Source organism: Microbacterium sp. OR16 (genome assembly GCF_047306725.1).
Classification (GTDB): Bacteria; Actinomycetota; Actinomycetes; order Actinomycetales; family Microbacteriaceae; genus Microbacterium.
The window spans coordinates 1,767,886-1,787,306 of record NZ_JAZEXK010000001.1 but is presented as its reverse complement, the minus strand read 5'-3'; the positions used below and the strand labels follow the sequence as shown (position 1 = coordinate 1,787,306).

General features: G+C 69.5%; 17 protein-coding genes and 1 riboswitch. Of the genes, 12 read left to right on the top strand and 5 right to left on the bottom strand.

What is annotated here, in order from left to right; genetic code table 11:
- Positions 1-162 precede the first annotated feature (162 nt).
- Entirely contained in the window at positions 163-615 is a 453-nt protein-coding gene (locus tag V2S05_RS08720; protein ID WP_413634783.1) for a hypothetical protein, read from the top strand.
- A 122-nt stretch (positions 616-737) separates the two neighbouring features.
- Here the strand turns inward: V2S05_RS08720 and V2S05_RS08715 are convergent, their stop codons facing one another.
- Positions 738-3,071: an ATP-binding cassette domain-containing protein gene (locus tag V2S05_RS08715; RefSeq protein WP_413634782.1), complete on the bottom strand. Its 2,334-nt coding sequence runs from the start codon at positions 3,069-3,071 to the stop codon at positions 738-740.
- Positions 3,072-3,204: 133 nt separating this feature from the next.
- On the opposite strand from V2S05_RS08715, the gene V2S05_RS08710 reads away from it, so the two are divergent.
- A complete protein-coding gene (locus V2S05_RS08710) occupies positions 3,205-4,263 on the top strand; it encodes an enoyl-CoA hydratase/isomerase family protein (RefSeq protein ID WP_413634781.1) in 1,059 nt (352 codons plus the stop codon).
- Between the two features lie 180 nt (positions 4,264-4,443).
- On the opposite strand, the gene V2S05_RS08705 is transcribed toward V2S05_RS08710, so the two are convergent.
- Positions 4,444-5,607, bottom strand: a complete 1,164-nt coding sequence (locus V2S05_RS08705) for a glycosyltransferase family 4 protein (RefSeq protein ID WP_413634780.1) — start codon at positions 5,605-5,607, stop codon at positions 4,444-4,446.
- Positions 5,608-5,677: 70 nt separating this feature from the next.
- Here V2S05_RS08705 and V2S05_RS08700 point away from each other — a divergent pair, with 70 nt between their 5' ends.
- The 3 genes from V2S05_RS08700 (at position 5,678) to V2S05_RS08690 (ending at position 10,073) form a co-directional block, all read left to right on the top strand.
- Positions 5,678-5,959 (top strand): hypothetical protein, encoded by a 282-nt coding sequence (locus tag V2S05_RS08700; RefSeq protein WP_413634779.1) that lies wholly within the window; start codon positions 5,678-5,680, stop codon positions 5,957-5,959.
- A 140-nt stretch (positions 5,960-6,099) separates the two neighbouring features.
- Entirely contained in the window at positions 6,100-7,827 is a 1,728-nt protein-coding gene (locus tag V2S05_RS08695) for an ABC transporter ATP-binding protein (RefSeq protein WP_413634778.1), read from the top strand.
- The gene (locus tag V2S05_RS08690; protein ID WP_413634777.1) at positions 7,824-10,073 is read left to right on the top strand and encodes an ABC transporter ATP-binding protein; all 2,250 of its coding nucleotides are present in this window, start codon (positions 7,824-7,826) and stop codon (positions 10,071-10,073) included. Before V2S05_RS08695 ends, V2S05_RS08690 begins: the two co-directional genes overlap by 4 nt.
- 183 nt (positions 10,074-10,256) lie before the next feature.
- On the opposite strand, the gene V2S05_RS08685 is transcribed toward V2S05_RS08690, so the two are convergent.
- A complete protein-coding gene (locus V2S05_RS08685; protein WP_413634776.1) occupies positions 10,257-11,840 on the bottom strand; it encodes a D-alanyl-D-alanine carboxypeptidase in 1,584 nt (527 codons plus the stop codon).
- Between the two features lie 74 nt (positions 11,841-11,914).
- A riboswitch (TPP riboswitch) is annotated at positions 11,915-12,024 on the top strand.
- Between V2S05_RS08685 and V2S05_RS08680 the strand changes: the two genes are divergently transcribed.
- From V2S05_RS08680 to V2S05_RS08670, 3 genes are all read left to right on the top strand, one after another.
- Positions 12,017-12,661 carry an ECF transporter S component gene (locus V2S05_RS08680; RefSeq protein ID WP_413634775.1) on the top strand — a complete coding sequence of 215 codons (645 nt, stop codon included), beginning with the start codon at positions 12,017-12,019 and terminating at the stop codon, positions 12,659-12,661. (Overlaps the previous riboswitch by 8 nt.)
- Before the next feature lie 2 nt (positions 12,662-12,663).
- Positions 12,664-14,214, top strand: a complete 1,551-nt coding sequence (locus tag V2S05_RS08675) for an ABC transporter ATP-binding protein (RefSeq protein ID WP_413634774.1) — start codon at positions 12,664-12,666, stop codon at positions 14,212-14,214.
- Positions 14,211-15,029, top strand: coding sequence for an energy-coupling factor transporter transmembrane component T family protein (locus V2S05_RS08670; protein ID WP_413634773.1), 819 nt, complete (start codon positions 14,211-14,213; stop codon positions 15,027-15,029). Before V2S05_RS08675 ends, V2S05_RS08670 begins: the two co-directional genes overlap by 4 nt.
- Positions 15,030-15,074: 45 nt before the next feature.
- On the opposite strand, the gene V2S05_RS08665 is transcribed toward V2S05_RS08670, so the two are convergent.
- Positions 15,075-15,221, bottom strand: a complete 147-nt coding sequence (locus V2S05_RS08665; protein ID WP_413634772.1) for a hypothetical protein — start codon at positions 15,219-15,221, stop codon at positions 15,075-15,077.
- 63 nt (positions 15,222-15,284) lie between these two features.
- On the opposite strand from V2S05_RS08665, the gene V2S05_RS08660 reads away from it, so the two are divergent.
- The 4 genes from V2S05_RS08660 to rlmN all read left to right on the top strand — a co-directional run bounded on the left by V2S05_RS08660 (position 15,285) and on the right by rlmN (position 18,880).
- Positions 15,285-16,046, top strand: coding sequence for an SDR family NAD(P)-dependent oxidoreductase (locus V2S05_RS08660; RefSeq protein WP_271639269.1), 762 nt, complete (start codon positions 15,285-15,287; stop codon positions 16,044-16,046).
- A 94-nt stretch (positions 16,047-16,140) separates the two neighbouring features.
- A complete protein-coding gene (locus tag V2S05_RS08655; protein ID WP_413634771.1) occupies positions 16,141-16,971 on the top strand; it encodes an SDR family oxidoreductase in 831 nt (276 codons plus the stop codon).
- 21 nt (positions 16,972-16,992) lie between these two features.
- Positions 16,993-17,529, top strand: a complete 537-nt coding sequence (locus V2S05_RS08650; protein WP_413634770.1) for a DUF1643 domain-containing protein — start codon at positions 16,993-16,995, stop codon at positions 17,527-17,529.
- 79 nt (positions 17,530-17,608) lie between these two features.
- Complete coding sequence (rlmN, locus tag V2S05_RS08645) at positions 17,609-18,880, top strand: 23S rRNA (adenine(2503)-C(2))-methyltransferase RlmN (protein WP_413634769.1); 1,272 nt, start codon at positions 17,609-17,611, stop codon at positions 18,878-18,880.
- Between the two features lie 9 nt (positions 18,881-18,889).
- Here rlmN and V2S05_RS08640 read toward each other — a convergent pair whose 3' ends face one another.
- Positions 18,890-19,366, bottom strand: a complete 477-nt coding sequence (locus V2S05_RS08640) for a SixA phosphatase family protein (protein WP_413634768.1) — start codon at positions 19,364-19,366, stop codon at positions 18,890-18,892.
- Between the last annotated feature and the right edge of the window lie 55 nt (positions 19,367-19,421).

The window sequence follows — 19,421 nt, the reverse complement described above, 5'->3', positions numbered from 1 at the left end:
CGTTCAGTCCACTGACGGGGTGTCATCATGCGACGCGCCGCCGCCGCGCCGTTCGGCCTGAGGATTCCCGCGCGCGGATTGCCGGTTTGACACAACAGGATCGTTGTCGACCTGTCAGCAAGTCGTGTGCGTGTCGGTCGTGCGCTTTGGCAGACTGGTCGCATGGTGACCCTGCTGCTGGATCAGACGCGACTTGAGATCGTTCTCTCGCCGATCGAGCGGGCATCGACCTTCCACCGTGAGAACGTGCGGGTAGAGCGTGAGCACATCACCAAGGTGCAGCTGACGCAGGATGCCTGGACGTGGCTGCGCGGAGTGCCGGGACCCGGCACGCACATCCCCGGTATCCTCGCCGCCGGGACGTGGAAGGCTGCCGAGACCACGGACTTCGTGCTCATCCGGCGACGCAAGCCCAGCGTGGTGATCGACCTCGACGGCGACCCCCAGTTCCAGCGACTCATCCTCACCACGCGGCACGGACTCGCTCTGACACAGGCGCTGCGCCTCGAGGTCAGCGATCAGCCTGAAGACGTCGCCGACATCGCGACCGGCGCGGTGCCGGTGCAGAAGCCGCGCCAGCGGCCGGTGATCCGGCCGCGGCCGCGGACGGTCTGACGTCGCGCCAGGATGAGCTGGTGGCCGACGGTGCCGCCGCCCGGCTCGGCCAGTGCCTGGCCGGGTGTGGCGCGCGGGCTCGTGGCCGGCTCGACCGGTGCCTGGTGGACCCGAGCCGAGTCTCAGCGCTGCTGCTGGCCCTGGTCTCCGTCGTGGTGGGCATCGTGGCCCGAGGTGCCGTCGGGGCGTTCGGATGCCTCGTCGGCATCCGCGTCGGCCGACTCCTCGCGCCGCTGAGCGCGTGAGCTGTAGGGGTAATCCGGAGCAGGACCGTCGAAGAAGCGGCTGGCCGCTGCCGAGAGCGAGGTGCGCATCGCGGCGAGTCGCGGGTCGTCATCTCCGTCGTCGACGGAGTCATCGTCGTCGTCGCTCGACAGGGTGGGCGTCACGATCGAGATGGCCTCGGTCGCCGGGGCCGGGTTGTCGGATCCGTCGGTGGTGACGGAGGCGGGAAGGCCCGTGATCAGCTCGGTGAACGTCGGTTCGACCGCCGCAGACGGCAGAGTGACCGCATCGGTCGCGAGGGGCAGGAGCAGCGGTCGCGTCTCGTCCGACGATTCGTCGGCGCGGTGCTCGTCGTCGTCGTGCTCGTCGTCGTGTTCCGGCTGCGCATCCGACGCCCGCTGGGCGTCGGCCTCAGGGCGGGCGTCCGGCTCAGCGTGGGCGTCCGGCTCACGCGTCTCGCCGACGGTGGCACCGTCGGTCACGTCGTCGATCAAGTCACCATCGCTCTGCTCGGCTGCGCGAGCCTCGTCCGATGACGGAGAGTCCATTTCCACGTCGGAGGTGTCCGAGTTCGCGGCGTCGAGGTCGGCGTCGGCATTGGTGTCCGTGCCCTCGCTCGTCTCGTCTCCTGGCGCGTTCTCGGGTCCGCCATCGACGGTCTTTGCGCCCTCGCTCGTCTCGTTCGCGGGCGCCGTCTCCGGATCGCCATCGACGGCCTGCCCGCCGTCCTCTGGTGCATCGGACGCCGACGGTGCGCCCGCCTCGGCATCCGCGGCCGTCTCGACGCCGGCCATCTGCGCACCCGCCGCGGGGTCGTCCAGCGTCGTCGCGTTCGCGTCGCCGCCACTTTCCGCGGCGGCGCTTTCCGTTCCGGCGCTGTCCGTCGCCTTTCCGTCCGTCGCGTCGCTGTCACTTTCCGTCGCGTCGATGTCCGATGCGTCGCCGTCCGTCGCGCCTTCGTCGGTCGGGGCGCTGTCCGACGCGCCTTCAGCCGTCGCGTCGCTGTCCGTATCATCAGTGTCCGGCGCGTGCTCGTCCACGGCGATCGTGTCGGTGGGTGCGGCCCCGTATCCGGTGCCGGCTGCAGCCACCGCGCCTCCGTCGGCGACGACCGCAGCCGCGCCCGAAAGGGGCACACCTCCGGCGACCAGGGCCGCGTCGGCAGCACCGGCCTCAGCGTCGTCGAGGACGCGGTCCACGTCGTCGCGGGCGTCGACCTCCGAAGCATCCGTAGCATCCGACTTCGCCGCGTCGGCGCTGGCGACGCCCGCCCCGCTCATCGGGTCGGACGCGTGCGCGACCCGATTCGCCGACGTGTCGAGGCGCGGGCTGTCGGCACGGCGCCCGTAGACGAGGTCGAGGAAGACCTCCTCGAGGCTGGGCCCGCGCTGCTGCAGCATGGTGAGGGCGACGCCGGCCTGGGCGGCGACGGCGCCGACCGCAGCCGAATCGGAGTCGCGCACGGTGACGCCCGAGCGCAGCACGTCGAAGTCGAGCTTCGCGGCCGAGAGCGCGGTGATCAGGGGTGCGCGGTTCTCGGCGTCCACCACGACGGCACCGCCGGAGGCATCCGCGAGTTCGGAGATGGGGCCGGCGTGCACCGCACGGCCCTTCGACAGCACCACGACGTCGTCGGCCACCTGCTCGATCTCGCTCAGCACGTGAGACGAGACGAGCACCGTGCGTCCTTCGTCGGCGAGGCGACGCATCAGCAGCCGCATCCAGCGGATGCCCTCGGGGTCGAGACCGTTGGCCGGCTCGTCGAGCACGAGAACGCCGGGGTCGCCGAGCAGCGCCGATGCGACGGCCAGACGCTGCCGCATTCCCAGTGAGTAGCTGCCCAGGCGGGTGTCGCCGTCGTCCTGCAGGCCGACCAGGTGCAGCACCTCATCGACACGAGCGGACGGAATGCCGTTGGCCTTCGCGGCGAGCATCAGCTGACGACTTGCCGTGCGGCGCGGGCGGTACGCCGACTCCTCCAGCACGGCACCGATCGTGCGCAGCGGGTGACGCAGCTCGGAGTAGTTCGCTCCGCCGATGGTCGCGGAGCCCGAGGTGGGGCGGATCTGCCCGAGCAGGATGCGCAGTGACGTGGTCTTGCCTGCGCCGTTCGGGCCGAGGAATCCGGTGACGGCGCCGGGCTCGACACGGACGGAGAGGTCGGAAACGGCGGTCAGCGCGCCGAAGCGCTTTGTGACCTGGGTGAACTCGAGCACCTGTCCTTCGGGCATGGCGACCTCTCCTGTTCGGGACAATCTCTTCCATCTTCTCGGAAATCTGGGAGAATCTGCGCTTCACCTGCCGAAACGGGCGATCCTCGTCGACAGATCAGTGCAGATCGCGAAGCGGAGTAGCCTGGCAGGCGTGACCGACACCGAAGCCGCCACCGTCATCGCCCGCACCGACAGCTCGCTCGGACGCGTCACGCTGAACCGTCCGCGGGCGATCAACGCCCTGGATCTCGGCATGATCGAGCAGATCACCGCAGCCCTCACGACATGGGCCGACGACACCGACGTGCAGACCGTGCTGATCGACGGCGCCGGCGAGCGGGGTCTGTGCGCCGGCGGTGACGTGCGCGCGCTCTACGACTCGATCACGAGCGGTCACCCCGACCACATCGCCGACTTCTTCCGCGCCGAGTACGCGATGAACGCGCTTATCGCCGAGTATCCCAAGCCCGTCGTCGTGTTCGCCGACGGGATCACGATGGGCGGTGGCATCGGCCTCGCCGGTCACGCCGCCGTGCGCATCGTGACCGAGCGCTCGCGCCTCGCGATGCCCGAGACGCGCATCGGCTTCACACCCGACGTCGGGGGCACCTGGCTGCTCGGCCGCGCGCCGGGCCGGCTGGGGGAGTACTTCGGTCTCACGGGCCAGAGCATGAGCGCGGCGGACGCCCTGTACCTGGGCTTCGCTGATCACTTCGTGCCGTCTGAGAACCTCGACGGGCTGCGCGATGCTCTCGCCACCCGTGCCGACCCCGGCACGCCGAACGAGCTGACCCTGCTGTTCGACGAGACGCCGGAGCCGTCGCAGCTGCCGGCCGCTCGGGCGTGGATCGACGAGGCCTTCTCCGGCGACACCGTGGGAGAGATCATGCAGCGGCTGCGGGAATCGGATGCCCCGGATGCAGCGACTGCCCTCGCGACGCTTGAAGAGCTCTCGCCCACCGCCCTCACCGTCACCCTCGACGCCGTGCGCGAGGCACGCGCGATGAGCGGTGTGCGCGAAGCGCTGGAGGGGGAGTACCGCCGGGTCATGTGGTTCGGGCACAACCATCCCGATCTGGTCGAGGGCATCCGGGCTCAGCTGGTCGACAAGGACCGCGACCCGAAGTGGCAGCCTGCGACCGTCGCCGAGCTGCCCGCGGATGCCGGTGCGCCGGCGCGCGCGTACGTGCCCGAGCCGCCGCTCTTCTGAGGCGCCGCTTCGCAGGTGCCGGCGCTCGCAGGTGCCGGCGCCCGCTGGGACGGCGCCCGCTGGGGCCGGCGCTCGCTGGGAGTAGGCGAACAGTCCGACGTAGGCGATTCTGCGCGAGATTCGCCTGTGTTCGCGTGTTCCCCTACCTGCGGTGAGCGCGCAGACGGAGGCGTTGAGCGGTCAGACCGAGGCGGCGAGCTCCAGCAGTCGCGCGACGTGGGCGGCGGCCACCCGCTCGCTCGCATACGCCACGGCGGCTTCGCGCGGAGCCGCGAGCAGCGAGCGGTCGGCCGCGAGCCGGATGATCAGGTCGGCCAGGCCCTCAGCATCCGGACTGGGGGTGCCGAGCGCGGCGTCGCCGAACTCCGTCGCGAGCACGGGGTCGCTGACGATCACCGGGCGTCCGTGCGCGAACGCCTCGAGCGCGACCATCGGCTGATTGTCGAAGCCGAGCGAGGTGATGAGGGCGGCATCCGCGGCATCCATCAGCTCGCCGACTCGTTCACCCGGTACCGGTCCGTGGAAGGTCACGCCCGGCACGGGGCGGTGCGTGCCGCCGGCGACGTCGAGGTGCACCCGGCCCTCACCGAGACGCTCGACAACGAGGCGCATCGCGTCGATTGCGACGTCGACGCGCTTCTCGGGCGCGAAGCGCGCCACCCACAGCAGGCGCAGCGGTTCTCCCTCCGGCGCGGGGGCCACCCGAAGCGGCTGGGCGACGTTCGAGAACGCCTCGACCCGCCCCGCGCCCGCATCGCGCAGCGCCACAGCTTGGTGCTTCGAGGGCGAGAGAACGATGTCGGCGCGCTCCGCGACGCGCAGCGTCATGGTCCGCAGAGAATTGTTCAGCGGGTGGCTGCCGGTGAAACGGCCGCCATTCCGGATGCCGGTGAGCGAGCGGTGCACGCGCGAGACCACCGGCGCGAACGGGGCCAGCGCTGCCGGAGCGCGCCAGAAGAAGGTGTGCACGGTGTGCAGTGAGGGGATCCCCAGCTGGCGCGCCACGTCGATCGCGGCCGCCGCGACTGCGAATTCAGAGTGCAGGACGACCGCACCGACACCGTGCCGACGGATCGTCGCGGCGACCAGCGGCTCGAGATCGCGGGCCCGTCCGAGCAGCGGCAGGTCGAGCACCGGGATCGTGCCGCGCTTCGGCGGGGAGACCGTGGTGATGCCGTCTGACGTCAGAGCGTCCGCATCCGGTGCCAGGACGACAACCCTCACACCTTCGCCGGCGAGAGCCTGCGCCTGACGGATGAAAGCCGTCTGCGCACCGCCGAGGTACTTCAGCGAGTAGTCGCACACCAACAGCACGGCTGGGCGGGCGGCGTTCTCGGAGGGCATGACAGCGAGTCTATTCAGGGTCGTGCGGCCCGACGCTGTGCGCTACCGTCAGCTGCGACGAGGAGGTCTCATGAACACGTCGATCGAGCGTCGAGATGGGCGCATGGCCGTGGCCGGTGCATTGCTCGCGGGCGCGGGCGTCGTCAGCGCGGCCATCGCTGCTGTGTTGATGTTCGCCGTCGATGATGCGGATGCGGCACGCGGGTTCGCGTTCGTCGGTATGGTCGGCGTCATCGGCGCCGTCACTGCGGCTGTGAATTCGACCACGAGCGAGCGCAAGGCCGTGTTCGCCACCGGAGGAGTGCTGCTGTTCGTCGCGTCATCCACGATGTTCGGGATGAGCTTCTCCTGAAGCGCACTCGGGCCGCCGGCTGATCGTTTTCCGCTGACAGCGAAGGTCAGCCTTCAGGGGGATACGGATGTCGGCGGTTGGTGGCACCATGTGTGATGGCCGCGTTTCGGCCCTCCGAATTCTCACAAGGAAGTCCACCTGTGCTCGGAAAAATCCTCACCCGCTATCTGGCCAGATACTGGCCGCTGCTCATCACGATCGTCGTGCTGCAGTTCGCCAGCGTCATGGCATCCCTCAACCTGCCCGAGATCAACGCCGACATCGTCAACAACGGCGTGGCGAAGGCAGACATCGGCTACATCTGGAACCGCGGCGGCTTCATGCTGCTCGTGTCGCTGGGGCAGATCCTCGCCTCGATCCTCGCCACCTACTTCGCCGCCCGCATGGCCATGAGCGCCGGCCGCGACATCCGCGCCGACGTCTTCGCCCGGGTGAGCGGATTCTCCGAGCGTGAGGTGTCGCAGTTCGGCGCCGGCTCGCTGATCACCCGCAACACCAACGACGTGCAGCAGGTGCAGATGCTCGCGATGATGGGCGCGACGATGTTCGTCACCGCCCCGCTGCTCGCGATCGGGGGCATCATCAAGGCCATCCAGACCGACGTCGGCCTCAGCTGGCTGATCGCCGTGTCGGTGCCGCTGCTGCTGGTCATCGCCGTCGTGATCATCGGCCGGATGGTGCCGCTGTTCCGGCGCAACCAGGCCAAGCTCGACGACGTCAACCGCATCATGCGCGAACAGCTGACCGGTGTGCGCGTCGTGCGCGCCTTCGTGCGCGAGCGCATCGAAGAGCGTCGGTTCCGCACCGTCAACACCGACCTCATGGTGCTCGGGCGCAACATCGGCTCGCTGTTCGTGCTGATGTTCCCGCTCTTCATGCTCGTGCTCAACGTCACCATCGTCGCGGTGGTGTGGTTCGGCGGCGTGGAGATCAATGCCGGCAACGCCGAGATCGGCACGATCTTCGCGTTCATGCAGTACATCGGCCAGATCATGATGGGCGTCATCATGTCGAGCTTCATGGCGATGATGATCCCGCGCGCCGCCGTCTCGGCCGAGCGCGTCACCGAGGTGCTCGACGCCGAATCGTCGATGACCCGCCCCGAGAACGGCGTCACCGACTTCCCCGAGCCGGGCGCGGTGGCCTTCCGGAACGTCGAGTTCACGTATCCGGGTGCGGAGGTGCCGGTTCTCTCCGACATCACCTTCGACGCCCGGCCGGGCGAGACGGTGGCGATCATCGGATCCACCGGATCGGGTAAGACGACTCTGGTCTCGCTGATCCCGCGCCTGTTCGACGCGACCGGCGGCGCGGTGCACGTGGGCGGCGTCGACGTGCGTAAGGCCGATCTCGACACGCTCTGGCAGGGCATCGGGCTCGTGCCGCAGCGCCCCTTCCTGTTCTCCGGCACGGTGGCATCCAACCTCCGCTACGGGCGGAAGGATGCCACCGACGACGAGCTGTGGGCGGCGCTCGAGATCGCCCAGGGGCGCGACTTCGTCGAGGCGATGCCCGACGGACTCGACTCGCGCATCGCCCAGGGCGGCACGAACGTCTCCGGCGGCCAGCGGCAGCGTCTGGCGATCGCCCGGGCGATCGTGCACCGGCCGCGCATCCTCGTGTTCGACGACTCGTTCTCGGCCCTCGATCTGACGACGGATGCCCGATTGCGCCAGGCCCTGTGGCGAGAGCTGCCCGACGTCACCAAGATCGTCGTCGCGCAGCGCGTCTCGACGATCACCGACGCCGACCGCATCGTCGTCCTCGACGACGGCGCCGTGGTGGGCGTGGGCACGCACGATGAGCTGCTCGTCACCAGCCCGACCTACCGCGAGATCGTCGAGTCGCAGCTGGGGGTGGACGCATGAGCGAGCAGGAGCAGAACAAGATGTCACGCCGCGAACGCGCACTCGCCGCACGGGCATCCGCCACCGCTGTCGCAGAGCCGGAGCTGACCGCCGCCGAGAAGGAGGAGGCCGAGCTCGCCGAGAAGGCTCGCCTCGAAGGCGGCGGCATGTTCGACGGCCCCGCGCCCGGCAAGGCCGACAACTTCGGGCCCAGCTTCAAGAGGATGATCGGGCTGCTCAAGCCCTCTGCCTGGTGGTTCGCGCTGGTGTCGTTCTTCGGCGCCGTCGGTGTCGTGCTCGCCGTCGCTGCGCCGAAGGTGCTCGGCGAGGCGACCAACGTCGTCTACGAGGGATTCATCTCGAGCGTGCTCGGCCAGGGCTTCGGCGGATCACCGGGGTTCCCGCAGGGCACCAGCCGCGACCAGGTCGTCGAGGCGCTGCGCGGCGCGGGCCAGGACGAGTTCGCCAACATGATCTCGGCCATGGACGACTTCGCGGTCGGCGACGGTGTCGACTTCGAGCGCCTGCGCTGGATCATCGTCGCGGTGCTGGCCATCTACGTCGTCTCGGCAATCCTCAGCTGGCTGCAGGGGTACGTGATCAACGTGATCATGGTGCGCACCATGTGGCGCCTGCGTGAAGACGTCGAGGCGAAGATCAACCGTCTGCCGCTGTCGTACTTCGACAAGGTGCAGCGCGGCGAGCTGATCTCGCGCGTCACGAACGACATCGACAACATCACCCAGACCATGCAGCAGTCGCTCTCGGGTGCGCTCACCAGCGTGCTCACGGTGGTCGGCGTGCTGGTCATGATGTTCTCGATCTCGTGGCAGCTCGCTCTGGTCGCGCTCATCTCCCTGCCCCTTATGGGCGTGATCTTCGGCATCATCGGACCGCGCTCGCAGAAGGCCTTCGGCACGCAGTGGCGCAAGGTGGGCCGTCTGAACGCGCGCGTCGAGGAGGCCTTCTCCGGTCACGCGCTGGTGAAGGTGTTCGGCCGTGAGAAGGACGCCCTCGAGAGCTTCCAGGTCGAGAACGAGGAGCTGTTCCAGGCGGCGTTCAAGGCGCAGTTCCTCTCGGGCATCATCATGCCCGCGATGATGTTCGTCGGAAACCTGCAGTACGTCGGCATCGCTGTGCTCGGCGGTCTGCTCGTCGCAGGAGGCAACCTGCGCCTCGGCGACGTGCAGGCGTTCATCCAGTACTCGCAGCAGTTCAGCCAGCCGCTCAGCGAGCTGGGCGGCATGGCCGCGGTCGTGCAGTCGGGCACCGCCTCGGCCGAGCGGGTCTTCGACCTGCTCGACGCGGAGGAGCAGGATCCGGATGCAGATGACGCGCCCTCCGCGCCGGAGGGCAAGGGTGTCATCGAGTTCGAGCACGTCGCGTTCTCGTACAGCGAGGATCGCCCGCTGATCACCGACCTCTCGTTCCGGGTGGAGCCCGGGCAGACCGTCGCGATCGTGGGGCCGACCGGTGCCGGCAAGACGACGCTCGTGAACCTCATCATGCGGTTCTACGAGCTCGACTCGGGTCGCATCCTGCTCGACGGGCAGGACATCTCCGAGATGCGCCGCGACGACCTGCGTGCGCGCACCGGCATGGTGCTGCAGGATCCGTGGCTGTTCGCCGGCAGCATCCGCGAGAACATCCGCTACGGCAACGACGTGGCCACAGACGAGCAGATCATCGCCGCGGCCGAGGCGACGTACGTCGACCGCTTCGTGCACTCCCTGCCCGAGGGCTACGAGACCGTGCTCGACGAGGACGCCTCGAACGTCTCGGCCGGAGAGCGCCAGCTGATCACGATCGCCCGGGCATTCGTGTCACGACCGTCGATCCTCATCCTCGATGAGGCGACGAGCGCCGTCGACACCCGCACCGAGCTGCTGCTGCAGCAGGCCATGGCAGCACTTCGCGAGGGGCGCACGTCGTTCGTGATCGCCCACCGCCTGTCGACGATCCGCGACGCCGACCTCATCCTCGTGATGGAGCACGGCGACATCGTCGAGCAGGGTGACCATGACGAGCTGATCGCTCGGCAGGGCGCGTACTGGCGGCTCTACCAGTCGCAGTTCGAGCAGGCCGCAACCGATCTCGACGCCGAGGAGGCCCTCACTGGATCGGTGCCGGTGATCGTCACCGGAGAGGCCGTGGACGAGCGCGAGGCGGTCGCCGAGCAGAAGGTCGTCGCCGCCCCCGACGCTCACCAGCTCGGCGAAGCGGTCAAAGAGGCCGAGACCACGGCATCCGACCCGAAGCGCGACTGATCTCGCAAGCCCTGCACTCGACGCACGCCCGCCCCGTCACTCGGGGCGGGCGTTGTGCTTGTACACGCCGCACCCGAGCATCCGCCCGCCCCGAGCCCGCGAGACTTGTCTTCCAGCACGAGACGTGCGCCAGCGAGCGCCGTCTGGTGCTGGAACGGAAGTCTCGCGGCGTCGGAGAGCGGGTCAGTCGTTGTCGAGGCCGAAGAGGGCGAGCGGGTGGGTCAGGCGCCACCACGCGCTGGGGGCGGTGATGTCGTCTGCGAGCGATACCGACGCGGTGTCTCCGCCGAGCGGTCCCTCGACGGTGAGGGTGCCGACCTCGGCGCCGGCTTCGGTCTTCTCGCCGAGCGAGAACGCGGTGGTCGCCGCCGCCTCGGAGCCGTTCCAGAGCAGGACGCGCGCGTCGGCGTCCGTCACCACCTCGACACGGTCGCCCCACTCCGTGCTGACATGGCCGACCACCGTCCCCGACGGAACCGACGGCGGCTGCTCGGCGAGCGTGGTCTCCATCTCGGTGAGCAGCTGACGGGTCACGGCCAGGCGCTCGGTGTTGTCGGCCTGCCCGAGCACCGACGTGTACAGACGCACGGTGGTCTCGCCGAACGCGACGTCCTTCGCGGTGAGCAGATTCCAGTGGTTCAGGGTTCCGGTCTTCACTCCGACGACGCCGGGGTCGTCGAGCATCTGGTTGGTGTTCGTGACCGCTCCGACGCCCGGGATGTCAGCCGAGCGGGTGCCGACGATCTCGGCGAAGACGGGGTTCGCCATCGCGAGCTCGGCGATCTGGATCAAGGCGGCGGGTGGAGCCACATTCGCTTCGCTGAACCCCGACGGAGACTGGACGGTGACGCCCTCGATTCCGCGATCGCTGAGCCACTTCGCGGATGCCTCCGCGAAACCGCGCGGCGATCCCCAGATCTCTCTCGCGAGCCGGTCGATGTAGTTGTTGGCCGATCCGAGCATGATGCCCTGCAGCATCTGATACTCGGTCAAGCTGCCCCCGACCGGCACGTCGAGCGATGACTGATCCGACCGTCGGTACTGCCAGTATTCGCGGGAGTCCGCGAGGGTGAAATCGAAGCTCGGCCCCTGCTCGCCGACCTTCAGCGGCAGCTCGTCGAGCACCATCATCACGCTGACCACCTTCGAGATGCTGGCGATCTCGTCGGCCGCTGCGGTGGATGCCACCGGGGCCATGCCCTGGATTCCGACGGCCGCGCTGCCCGTGGCAGGCCACGTGACGGTGGCCGCCGGCGCGGGAGCGATCTCGACGGTTGCCGCCTCCACTACCGGGACGACCTCGTGCAGCGGCCACAGCAGCGTGGTCGAGACGTAGGCTCCGCAGAGAGCGAGGACGAACCCGAGGGGCACGAGCACCCGGGGGCGACGCCATTCGGGAGTGAGCCGTGCTCCGGCGAAGAGGTCGCGTGGCTGCGCGGCGGGCACAGGATCGGCGAGCAGGTCGACCGGTTCGAGCCAGGTCAGAGCCGTGGGCGGACGGGTGGCATCGGCCCACTCCGGCGTCGGTGCACCGGCGCGGGCATCCGCCGTCGGCGCGTCCGCCGATGCGGTGGCGTCGCGGGTGGCATCCGCAGCCGACGCGTCCGCGGTCCCAGCATCCTCGAGCGCAGCCCGTTCCGGTCCGAGGCTGTCGCCGAAGGCGGGGAGCGCAATCGGGCCGGCGGAGGGATGCTCGGCGCGCGCGCGAGTGCGCTCGCGCGCGGCACGGCGCGTCACCGGCGGCGCCGACTCGGGGGGAGGTGTCACGCGACCACGCTACAGCCCGGTGTTTCACGGGGCGAAACGCCGGCGCGTGACCGCCGCGACCGGCGCTATGATCGATCAATCACCACGGGAGTCCGGGCAGCCGGGCTGAGAGGAAGCGATCCGCGCTTCGACCGTCGAACCTGATCCGGATCATGCCGGCGCAGGGAGGAGTTCAGATGAGTGCATCCATGTCCGCGTCCACCGCGCAGACCGTCCCCGCACCCGCCGCGCGCAACCTGCGCTGGCGCGTCGTCGACATCGTCGTCGCCGCAGTGCTCGGCGTCGCGATCGGCCTGCTGTTCTGGGGGTGGAACATCATCGGCGGCGCCTGGTTCGGAGCCGCTGACGCGCTGACCCCGGGCTTCGGCGGCATCGCCGTCGGCATCTGGCTGATCGGCGGTGTCATCGGCGGCCTGGTCATCCGCAAGCCCGGCGCCGCGCTCGTCGTCGAGCTGATCGCCGCGATCATCTCGATGCTCATCGGCAACGTGTGGGGCGTCTCGACCGTGCTCTCCGGGCTGGTGCAGGGCCTCGGCGCAGAGCTGATCTTCGCGCTGTTCCTCTACCGGCGCTTCGGCATCGCCGTCGCCGCCCTCTCGGGTGTGGGCGCGGCCGTGGCCGCGTGGGTCTTCGAGATGTTCTACGGCTCGTCGCCGAACTTCCTGAAGAGCATCGAGTTCAACGCCATCTACCTCGGCGCGCTCGTCGTCTCGGGTGCCCTGCTGGCCGGTGTGGTCGGGTGGCTGCTCGTGCGCGCGCTCGCGACGACAGGCGCGCTGAGTCGCTTCGCGGCCGGCCGGGAAGTGCGCCAGGAGGTCTGAGCGTGTCGTCTCCGGCTCGCGTCACCGCCGACGGGTGGGGCTGGCGCTACGCCGGTCGTCGTCTGCCCGCCGTCGCCGACGTCTCGTTCTCGATCGAACCCGGTGAGAGGGTGCTGCTGCTCGGCGCGTCGGGTGCGGGCAAGTCGACGCTGCTCGCCGGCCTCGCCGGTGTGCTCGGCGACGCCGATGAGGGCGAGCGCACCGGCGCTCTGCTCGTCGACGGGGCGGCGCCGGAGTCGCAACGAGGCCGGATCGGTCTCGTGCTGCAGGATCCGGATGCCGGTGTCGTCCTGTCGAAGGTCGGCGATGACGTGGCCTTCGGCTGCGAGAACCTGGGCGTGCCGGCAGACGAGATCCCCGCACGGGTGGCGTCGGCACTGGATTCCGTCGGACTCGACGTTCCGCTCGACCGACCGACGAAGGCCCTGTCGGGCGGGCAGAAGCAGCGCCTCGCTCTCGCCGGAGTCCTCGCCATGCGCCCGGGCCTGCTGCTGCTCGACGAGCCCACCGCGAATCTCGATCCGGCGGGAGTGCGGGAGGTGCGCGACAGCGTGGGCAGAGCGCTGGATGCCACCGGCGCGACGTTCATCGTCGTCGAGCATCGCACCGAGGTCTGGCTCGATCTGCTCACCCGCGTCATCGTGCTCGCCGCCGACGGCGGTCTGCTCGCAGACGGCCCGCCCGCCTCCGTGTTCGCCCAGCACGGTGACGCGCTCGCCGCGGCGGGAGTGTGGGTGCCTCACGCCGAGGTCGATGTGCCGGTGCTGCCGACCGCCGATCGCGCGACGCGCACGGTGCTCGAGACGAGCTCGCTCGCCGTCTCCCGCGACGCTCGCACCGCCGTGCAGAGCGGGCTGGAGCTGCGGATCCCACGCGGATCGGCGACGGTCGTCACCGGGCCCAACGGGGCGGGCAAGTCGACGCTCGCGCTCACCCTCGCGGGGCTCCTACCCGAGCTCGAGGGGCAGGTGCTCGCCGCATCCGACCTCGCCGCCCGCTCCGGCCGTCGCCCCTCGCGGTGGAAGTCGCGTGAACTGCTGACCCGCATCGGTACCGTGTTCCAAGAGCCGGAGCATCAGTTCCTCGCCCGCACGCTTCGTGACGAACTCGCCGTCGGGCCGAGAGCGCTCCGGCTGCCCGAGACGCAGGTGCAGGCGATCGTCGACGACCTTCTCGAGCGGCTGCATCTCGCGCCGCTCGCGCTCGCGAATCCCTTCACCCTCAGCGGCGGCCAGAAACGACGCCTCTCGGTGGCGACGGTGCTCGCCGCCGCTCCCGAGGTGCTCGTGCTCGACGAGCCCACTTTCGGTCAGGACCGCCGGGGCTGGATCGGCCTCATCGAGCTGCTGCAGGCCGAGGTCACGGCCGGCCGCACAGTGATCGCCGTCAGCCACGACGAGGCGGTGGTCCGGCACCTCGGCGGGCATCGCATCGAGCTCGAACCGGTGGCGTCACCCGACGGCCCGGCGACGTCACCCGCACCCTCGGCACCCGCAGCATCGGAGCCCGCCCGTCCGGCCCCCCTCGTCGGCATCGATCGGGGGCGGCCATGACGAGCACGTCGAACCGACCGGCGACGACACAGTCGATGCATCCTGCCGCCCGGCCCCGTCCGGCATGGCTCGACGGAGTCAACCCCGTCACGAAGATCGCTCTCGCACTGCTGCTGTCGGTGCCGCTGTTCGCGTCCATCGATCCGGTCAGCGCCCTCGTGGCGATCGCACTGCAGCTGGTCTGCCTGCCGCTGACCGGGCTGCCGGTGCGCACCGTGCTGCTGCGCCTGCTGCCCATCGCGCTGTTCTCGCCGATCGCCGGACTCAGCATGCTGCTGTACGCCGAGCCCGAGGGGGAGGTGTTCTTCAGCTTCGGCTTCGCGGCCATCAGCGAGGGGTCCATCGCTCTGGCCGTCGCGGTGACGCTGCGAGTGATCGCGCTCGGGCTGCCGACCATCCTGCTGTTCGGTCGCACCGACCCCACCGAACTCGGCGATGCGCTGGCCCAGGTCGCGCACCTGCCCAGTCGATTCGTTCTCGGCGCGCTCGCCGGGGCGCGGATGCTGGGGCTGTTCCTCGACGACTGGCGCACCATGTCGCTGGCGCGACGGGCCCGTGGTGTGGGCGACCACGGCGCGCTGCGCCGATTCTTCTCGATGGCGTTCGTGCTGCTCGTCTTCGCGGTGCGCCGCGGCACCAAGCTCGCCATGGCGATGGAAGCGCGTGGGTTCGGATCGGGCATCGAGCGCACGTGGTCGCGTCCGTCGCGCCTCCGTCTGCGCGACGGTGTGGCGCTGCTCGGCGGTGCTGCGATCATGGCGCTCGCCATCGCCGGGGCGGTCGCGGCCGGCGTCTTCCGGTTCGTCTGGAGCTGACCGGTCGGCCTCGAGTCGACCAGGCCGTCCGGTGCCGGCCGGGGCTCAGCCGATCATCCCCCGCAGCACGCTCTCCAGCACGCGGTAGCCATCGCCCGCGGAGGCGCTGTCGTAGGCTCGTTTGCGACGAAGGTCCATGCCCTCAGCATCCACCCGCTCGCGGCCACCCGCCACCCAGGCACTCAGAGCCACGTATGCTGAGACTCAGTCGCATTCGGCGTCCGACCGGCGCCGAGTCGTTCGAAGGAGAACACGATGCAGATCACGGGACAGGGCGCGCTCATCACGGGCGGCGCAAGCGGACTCGGCCTCGCCACCGCGCGCAGGCTGTCCGCCGCGGGAGCACGGGTCGCGATCATCGACCTGCCGACATCCTCGGGCGAGGAGATCGCCGCCGAGCTCGGCGGGCTGTTCCTGCCCGCCGACGTGACCAGCTCCGAGCAGGTCGCCGCCGCCGTGGCATCCGCCCACGCCGTCGCACCGCTCCGCGTCGTCGTCAACTGCGCCGGCATCGCCCCGCCCGCCAAGGTGCTCGACCGCGACGGCAACCCCGCCGACCTCGCCGCCTTCGAGCGCGTCATCCGCATCAACCTCGTCGGCACATTCAACGTGATCTCCCAGGCGGCGGCCGTGATCGCGCAGACCGAGCCCACCGAGGGTGGCGACCGCGGCGTCATCGTGAACACCGCGAGCGTCGCCGCGTTCGACGGTCAGATCGGCCAGCCCGCCTACTCGGCTTCCAAGGGCGGAGTGCACGCGATGACCCTGCCGATCGCACGCGAGCTCGCGCGGCACGGCATCCGGGTCTGCACGATCGCTCCCGGCATCATGGAGACCCCGATGCTCGCGGGTCTTCCGCAGGCCGCGCAGGACTCGCTCGGCCAGCAGGTGCCCTACCCGTCGCGGCTCGGCAGGCCAGACGAGTACGCCGCGCTCGTCGAGCACATCGTGGCCAACGGCTACCTCAACGGCGAGACCATCCGACTCGACGGCGCCATCCGCATGGCGCCGAAGTGAGCCCGCTCCCTTCGAATCGCCCACTTCGCCTCGAAACCGTCCGGGAATGCGCACTATGAGCGATCCCAAGCCAGACAGCCCAAGGAGAGAGACCATGTCACTGGCCGGAAAGACCATCCTCATGTCGGGCGGCAGCCGCGGCATCGGCCTCGCGATCGCCCTGCGTGCCGCGGCCGACGGCGCGAACATCGCGATGCTCGCGAAGACCGACACCCCGCATCCGAAGCTCGAGGGCACGGTGCACTCCGCAGCCGAGGCGATCCGTGCTGCCGGCGGGCAGGCGCTGCCCATCGTCGGCGACGTGCGCGACGACGGCCAGGTGACCGAGGCGGTCATGAAGACGCAGGGCGAGTTCGGCGGCATCGACGTCGTCATCAACAACGCCAGCGTCATCGACCTGTCACGTTCGCTGGATCTCGCGGCGAAGAAGTACGACCTGATGCAGGACGTCAACGTGCGCGGCACGTTCATGCTGTCCCGCGCCGCCGTTCCGGTGCTGCGCGAGTCGGCGAACCCGCACATCCTGTCGCTGTCGCCGCCGCTGAACCTGTCGCCGAAGTGGCTGGGTGCGCACACCGGATACACCCTCGCGAAGTACGGCATGACGATGGCGACGCTGGGCCTTGCGGCTGAATTCGCGGATGCCGGGATCGCGGCCAACACGCTGTGGCCGCGCACCACGATCGCCACCGCGGCCGTGCAGAACCTCCTCGGCGGCGACAGGGTGATGGCCGCCAGCCGCACCGCTGACATCTACGCCGACGCGGCGTACTCGGTGATCACCAAGCCCGCGCGCGAGTACTCCGGACAGACTCTGATCGTGGAGGACGTGCTCGAGGCCGACGGCGTCACCGACTTCTCGAAGTACGCCGCCGTCCCCGGCACCCCCGACGACCGGCTGTTCCCCGACATCTTCCTCGACTGACCGGTTCAATCGGGCATCTCTATGGCTCAGAGATATACACGAGGCAGCGAACCAACCTTCACCCGACCAAAGATTGAGAACAATGAATATCGGTTCGCGATCGGTCGAGTCGATAAGCGCTGTGCTGACCCCCTGGTGGTTCTCGGGATGAACCCGTCTCACGCCACGATGAAGCGATCCGATCGAACCGTGAACCGGGTCATCCGCGCGAGTGAGGAGCTGGGACACGACGGCTGGGTGATGCTGAACCTCTACCCGGAGCGGAACCCTGATCAGCAGAGCCTGGGTAAGTACAGCAAGAAGCTTTCCAAGAAGAATGCTCGCGCCATCGTCAAGCGAGTGCGCAAGCTCGGTGTGAAGCGCATCCTGGGTGCATGGGGTGATCTGAAGCACCCCGCGTTGAAGCGCGCGAGAAGCGACGTTCTCAAGCGGCTGAAGAAAGCGGGGATTGAGGTCTACTACTTCGGTAGCCTCACGAAGAACGGCAACCCGCGTCACCCGAATCCCCGCAGTGGAGAGTGGAAGACTGTTGCGCCGCGTAAGCGGTTGAAGATCTGATTTGGGTTCTCTGGCGCCTCCACTAACCGGCAGGTCCACGCCCTCCAGTCTCCCAGCCGTGACGCCGTACCCTGGAGGTATGCCTGCATCCGATCAGACGCCGCCCTCTCGCAGCACGCCGGTGCGCAAGACGGGACCCGCCCGCGGCACGCAGGTGCGCCCCGCCACCGAGGGCTGGACGCAGCAGAAGGATGCCGAAGGGCGGCCGCTCCTGCAGTTCGCCAGCCCCAAGCGCGGCAAGCCGCCGGTGCACCTGGCCGACCTCACCCCCGCCGAGCGTGTCGAGAAGGTGAAGGAGCTGGGCCTGCCCGGCTTCCGCGCAAAGCAGCTGTCGACCCACTACTTCACGCACTACACCTCTGACCCGGCGCACATGACCGATCTCCCGGCCGCGCAGCGCGACGAGCTCGTCGCCGGCATGCTGCCGCCGCTGATGACCGAGGTGAAGCGACTCGAGACCGACCGGGGGGACACGATCAAGTTCCTCTGGCGCCTGCACGACGGCGCGCTCGTCGAGTCGGTGCTCATGCGCTACCCCGGCCGCATCACGCTGTGCGTCTCGTCGCAGGCCGGCTGCGGCATGAACTGCCCGTTCTGCGCCACCGGCCAGGCGGGGCTCACCCGCAACATGTCGACCGCTGAGATCATCGAGCAGATCGTGCGCGCCAATCGGGCCATCGCGAACGGCGAGCTCGGCGGTAAGAAGGCGAACGACCACTCGATGGAGCGTGTGTCGAACATCGTCTTCATGGGCATGGGCGAGCCGCTGGCGAACTACAGGCGTGTGATGGACGCGGTGCGCATCATGGTCGCACCGCAGCCCGACGGCCTGGGCATGAGCGCCCGCGGCATCACGGTGTCGACCGTGGGCCTCGTGCCTGCCATCAGGAAGCTCGCGGATGAGGACATCCCGGTCACCTTCGCGCTGTCACTGCACGCCCCCGACGACGAGCTGCGCGACGAGCTGATCCCGGTCAACTCCCGCTGGAAGGTGGGCGAGGCGCTGGATGCCGCCCGCGAGTACTTCGACAAGACCGGCCGCCGCGTGTCGATCGAGTATGCCCTGATCAAGAACATGAACGACCACCCGTGGCGCGCCGACCTGCTCGCTTCGAAGCTGAACTCCCGCGGGCGCGGCTGGGTGCACGTGAACCCCATTCCGCTCAACCCGACGCCGGGGTCGATCTGGACGGCGTCCGACGTCGACGTGCAGAACGAGTTCGTGCGCCGGCTCAACGACGCTGGCATCCCGACCACCCTGCGCGACACCCGTGGCAAGGAGATCGACGGGGCCTGCGGCCAGCTCGTCGCCACCAGCGAAGACGAGGCCGAGGCCGCCGCGCTGGTCTGACCTCCTCGACTAGCGGCGAGGGGTGCGGAGAGACACGAGACGTCCGGACCCCTCGATCAGCTCCGACCACGTCGCGACATCGACCGCGCATTCGGCGACGGCGCAGGTGGGGAACTCGACGACCTGGCCGGTGAGTTCGGCCACAGCATCCGCCATCCCCGGGTTGTGGCCGACAAGCATCGCGACGTCGACGTCATGCGCAAGCCCGGCCGCCACCGACAGGATCGTGCGGGCTGTCGCTGCGTACAGCGCCGGCTCGTCGCCCACCTCGAGGCGGAAAGCCGTGGCGTACGCGTCGGCGGTGCTGCGGGCGCGCAGCGCCGTGCTCGACACGATGTGCTGCAGCGGCACCCCCTCGTCACGCAGCCGGCCGGCCATCGCCGGTGCGTCTCGCCGTCCGCGCGCGTCGAGCACCCGGTCGTGATCCCGCGCCGACGGGTCGTCCCAGCCGGACTTCGCGTGGCGGGCGAGCAGCAGCGTCTTCATGTGCTCCAGCCTGGCATCCGAACGCCGACGACGCACGCTTGTCTGTGAACGGCTC

Excerpts from the sequence above, each read along its gene's own strand:
- V2S05_RS08720 (WP_413634783.1), top strand. The coding sequence starts at position 163 with ATGGTGACCCTGCTGCTGGATCAGACGCGACTTGAGATCGTTCTCTCG.
- V2S05_RS08715 (WP_413634782.1), bottom strand. The coding sequence starts at position 3,071 with ATGCCCGAAGGACAGGTGCTCGAGTTCACCCAGGTCACAAAGCGCTTC.
- V2S05_RS08705 (WP_413634780.1), bottom strand. The coding sequence starts at position 5,607 with ATGCCCTCCGAGAACGCCGCCCGCCCAGCCGTGCTGTTGGTGTGCGAC.
- V2S05_RS08700 (WP_413634779.1), top strand. The coding sequence starts at position 5,678 with ATGAACACGTCGATCGAGCGTCGAGATGGGCGCATGGCCGTGGCCGGT.
- V2S05_RS08690 (WP_413634777.1), top strand. The coding sequence starts at position 7,824 with ATGAGCGAGCAGGAGCAGAACAAGATGTCACGCCGCGAACGCGCACTC.
- V2S05_RS08680 (WP_413634775.1), top strand. The coding sequence starts at position 12,017 with ATGAGTGCATCCATGTCCGCGTCCACCGCGCAGACCGTCCCCGCACCC.
- V2S05_RS08670 (WP_413634773.1), top strand. The coding sequence starts at position 14,211 with ATGACGAGCACGTCGAACCGACCGGCGACGACACAGTCGATGCATCCT.
- V2S05_RS08660 (WP_271639269.1), top strand. The coding sequence starts at position 15,285 with ATGCAGATCACGGGACAGGGCGCGCTCATCACGGGCGGCGCAAGCGGA.
- V2S05_RS08655 (WP_413634771.1), top strand. The coding sequence starts at position 16,141 with ATGTCACTGGCCGGAAAGACCATCCTCATGTCGGGCGGCAGCCGCGGC.
- V2S05_RS08650 (WP_413634770.1), top strand. The coding sequence starts at position 16,993 with ATGGCTCAGAGATATACACGAGGCAGCGAACCAACCTTCACCCGACCA.
- rlmN (WP_413634769.1), top strand. The coding sequence starts at position 17,609 with ATGCCTGCATCCGATCAGACGCCGCCCTCTCGCAGCACGCCGGTGCGC.
- V2S05_RS08640 (WP_413634768.1), bottom strand. The coding sequence starts at position 19,366 with ATGAAGACGCTGCTGCTCGCCCGCCACGCGAAGTCCGGCTGGGACGAC.